Raw genomic sequence first — 3807 nt, 5'->3', positions numbered from 1 at the left:
ATAGTATTTGCAAAAAATACAATCCTGAAATTTCAGGCGAATATCTTGTTTCCTTTCAGATAGATTCCATAAAGAAGTATCATGATATGTATTGCTGTCTTGGCAGTTATGTACAGAACGGCAAGGCGTATGAGTATTATCTGATTCCGAACTTCGGTTCCCTTGCTTATAGTGACCGACGAATCAATCAGCTTCCTGTGACTTATGCGTACCAAAGGTCACGGCATGCGGTTTGGAACAATCATGACATTCTGGTGTATGAGAATCCGGGCGATAATGTTCGGATTGAACTGCGGGATATGAGGACCGGGAAGAAGCACCGTTTTATGACTGTGGACGGTATGGGGTACAAGTCTTCTTATTCTGTGGGCGACAGCGTAGCGATAGGAAGTGTATGCTATAGTCTGGACAGTATAGGCGGTAATTGGGATTTCCTATATTTGTCGGAAAAAGAGATTCGTAGGACTGTAGTCCCTGAAACGGTTATGGATAAGCTGGCTGCATGTTTTAAGCGGAATGATTATCTGCTGGTAGATTTCTGGGGGACATGGTGCAATCCGTGTATAGCAGGCTTTTCTGATATGAAGGTTCTTCATGACGAAATCAGTGGTTATTGCAGCCTTGTAGGGATCTGTTATGACAGCAATAGGAATATTCAGAAAATGGACAGTCTGTTGTCTGCGCATGGCATCGGCTGGGAAAATATATTTGATGATGACAGTGCAATAGACAATCCGGAGTCGATTGTTTGTAAACTGAATATACGTTCGTTTCCGACTTATCTATTGATTAACAGGAAAGGCGAGATGCTTCTGATGGATTCCGGCATTGTGGGTTTTCGGAATCTCAGACGTTACCTTGCGAAGCTTGCAAAAAGGAAAAACAATTGAGAAATGAAAGGCTGCATGGAAAGGGCTGAAATGCAGTTGTAAAATAGAAGCCCGAATAATAACTTAAAATTTTAAATTATGAAAAAGTTAGGAACTTTGAAGTTGAAAAATGCAAGTGTCCTTTCAGAAAGAGAGATGAAGCAGGTTCTTGGCGGAAGCGGGTTTACCGGCAGTGGGTCAGAAGAAAGCGAGTGGGATTGCCTGTGCTTTCAGCCTCATTCTGGTGCGTTAGGTGAAGACAATACTCCTTTGCCTCCCGATAAGAAAGTAACGGTTAAGTCAAATGATCCTCGCAAGGTTTATAGTCTTGCTTTTGCGGCATGTCCGGGGTACGAGAAGGTAAATTGTATTTGAGGATATTTTTTCATTGCTACAGTTGTATGCGGTTATTGTATTGTTAGAGTTTCATCAATAAACAGGGTTAGTCTTTAACATGAAACTAACCCTGTTAAAGCCGTTGTTGTTTTTAAGTAAATTCTGAGTACAGATATACTATTCTTTAAGTATAAATTAGGTAATATGATTAACTTTTTATTGTATGAGAAAACAGTTCCTGACAATCCTGCTGCTTTGCCTGTTCCATCTTTTGGTGTATGGAAACAATGTGCATGTTTCCTTTCTGTTCGACGAGCCGATCAGGCTGTTCATATACAAGCCGGTCGACGGCCTCTATAATTTCGTTTATGCGCATGACACGCTTGATGTCCGGGCCGGTCTGCCCGCGGACTACGACCTCCATGTGGATGACATTTCCATCCTTTCTTTAAAGTTTCCGGATAGAATCGGCCATGAAATTCTTTATGTCGCTCCGAACGATACCTTGCACGTATACCGTGAGAAGGGAGGCCTGTCGGTGAAAGGGGGCAATGAAATGATCAACAACTACTGTTCTCGTTTTTTATACCGTGACAAAGAACTGGTGTTTAGAAAGAATGTTCAGAAGTATTTGAAGCGTTTTGTCGATGCGGATGACTTCTCCGGCGTGTCGCCGGACAATATTCCCCGCCTGCAGATTACGCCTCCCTATGAGCGTGAGCTTGAGAATGACCGTTCCCGGTTCGGGGAGATATTGCGCCGTGAGCTGAAGTATGGTGAAACCGAAGTGCTGGCTGACGAGCTTTTAAAGGCGAAGGACTCTGTGCAGTCAAGGGCGTCATTGGCCCGGATAGACTTTCTGGTGGACTCCCTCTACCGTTCATGTCCCGTAGAGGGCGACTTCCACAGGCACCATGCTTCCGTGTATTTTATATACTATTATGAATATGTGTATTCACAGTTGGATGAGGCGGAGCGGAACAGGGTAAAATCGGAACTTGCGGGCTGCAAGCTTACTTATGAACCGGATTTTATGCTGGCCTCCCCGTCGGATATTCTGTCAGAACTCTTCACCCATTTCATGTTTCAGCTGATTTTTCATATTGATGGGTTTGATAACGATTCGGTGCTTGCGTACATTCACCGCCGTTTTCCGGATTCGGAGTCCTATGCCATCTGCAAGCGTGAATATGAGTTCTATAAGGCGAGGAACAGCACTGCCCAAGTCATTTCCTGTTCTCCTTCCAGCCTGGAGGCCCTTTGTTCGTGTGAGGAGCTTGAGGGGAAATTCGTATTGGTTGACCTGTGGGCCACGTGGTGCGTTCCATGCATGATGGAGTTTGGCTACAAGGACCAGGTTGACAACATGCTTTCTCAGTTCTACAACCAAGTTTCCATGGTCTATGTGTCGATAGACAGCGATGCCGGGAAATGGCGTTCCCGTATAGAGGGCCAACTTTCCGGCCTGCATCTGCTTGCCTCAAAAGAACTGTGGGCCGACATTCAGTCGAAGGTTTACGGAGGCTCTTCCACGCCGATACCCCGTTACTTTCTTCTGTCTCCCAGAGGCGAGCTGCTTAACGCGGACTTGACACGGCCGAGCAATGGCGTGGAGCGCATGCAGCAGGAGATAAGGGACGGGATGAAACTTTTCATAAATCAGGTTTCAAAAAAGGAATGATATGGAACTGCAGTTTTCGATGGAACGGAGGATGCTGAACCGCCTGTTGCTGGAAACGGCATTTTTAAGGGACACCGGTCTGTTCCATGGGCAAACCGGCATCATATTGGGCTTTGCCCTATTATATGAACGGACATCTGATGAAATTTATAAGGAGATAATGGATGTGCTGTTGGATCGTATGACAGAGCGGCTCACGAATGATTTAAGTATAAATTTTGACAAGGGGATTGCCGGCATAGGCTGGGGAATGGAGTATCTGATACAAAACCGTCTGGTGGAGGGTGACAGCCTGGAGGTCTGCAAGGAGTTTGATGAAAGAATTGTCCGAGAAAATGTTAGGCGTATGACCGATATTTCCTTAGAAACAGGCTTGGAGGGGTTGCTGCATTACATAACCGCATTGTCCGCTGGAAGTGCAACCATCTTGGCTGAATCGCAGGATGGCGGTGGCATTACTGCTGAAATGCATCGTAACACGACAAGAGGAATGCAAGTACATAACATTACTTTATATGGTAGTAATGACGGAAGCTCATTTGAGGAAATCAAGGCCAATATTGATTTGGCTCAAAGCCCTGTTGAACAGACGTTTGATCTTCCGCTTTCCACTTATAGATACATAAAGGCACAGTTCAATGAATGGGATCCGGTCAACAATTATAATGTGACGGTAGCTGAATTCAATGTAGGTAAAAAGTAGCAGGATACTGCAAGGGGAAAGAAAGATGCCTGCATGGGTTTGTCTTTCTTTCCCGTCAGCAATCCCTGAATGTGCCTTTATTTTTTATGTTCCAGCAGCTGGACTGTACGGTCCACCTACGTGGACTATACGGTCCAGCTGCTGGAACATAGAATTTATGCTTATATTTGAAGAAAAATTCCGTGGAGGAAAGAAAAACTTTATCACAATAATCATTA

At 44.8% G+C, this 3807-nt stretch carries 4 protein-coding genes; all 4 read left to right on the top strand.

The window, feature by feature from the left end:
* The coding region (locus tag NW212_RS15030) for a TlpA disulfide reductase family protein (RefSeq protein WP_258339428.1) at nucleotides 1-890 on the top strand (890 nt) is incomplete at its 5' end.
* A 78-nt stretch (nucleotides 891-968) separates the two neighbouring features.
* A complete protein-coding gene (locus tag NW212_RS15025; RefSeq protein ID WP_258339427.1) occupies nucleotides 969-1244 on the top strand; it encodes a TIGR04149 family rSAM-modified RiPP in 276 nt (91 codons plus the stop codon).
* 184 nt (nucleotides 1245-1428) lie between these two features.
* Nucleotides 1429-2886 carry a thioredoxin-like domain-containing protein gene (locus NW212_RS15020; protein ID WP_258339426.1) on the top strand — a complete coding sequence of 486 codons (1458 nt, stop codon included), beginning with the start codon at nucleotides 1429-1431 and terminating at the stop codon, nucleotides 2884-2886.
* 1 nt (nucleotide 2887) lies between these two features.
* Nucleotides 2888-3589: a lanthionine synthetase LanC family protein gene (locus tag NW212_RS15015; protein WP_258339425.1), complete on the top strand. Its 702-nt coding sequence runs from the start codon at nucleotides 2888-2890 to the stop codon at nucleotides 3587-3589.
* Nucleotides 3590-3807 lie beyond the last annotated feature (218 nt).

Source organism: Bacteroides sp. ET225, from assembly GCF_024733745.1.
Lineage (GTDB): Bacteria > Bacteroidota > Bacteroidia > Bacteroidales > Bacteroidaceae > Phocaeicola > Phocaeicola excrementipullorum.
The sequence above is the reverse complement of the archived record's forward strand: the minus strand, read 5'-3'. Positions and strand labels throughout refer to the sequence as shown.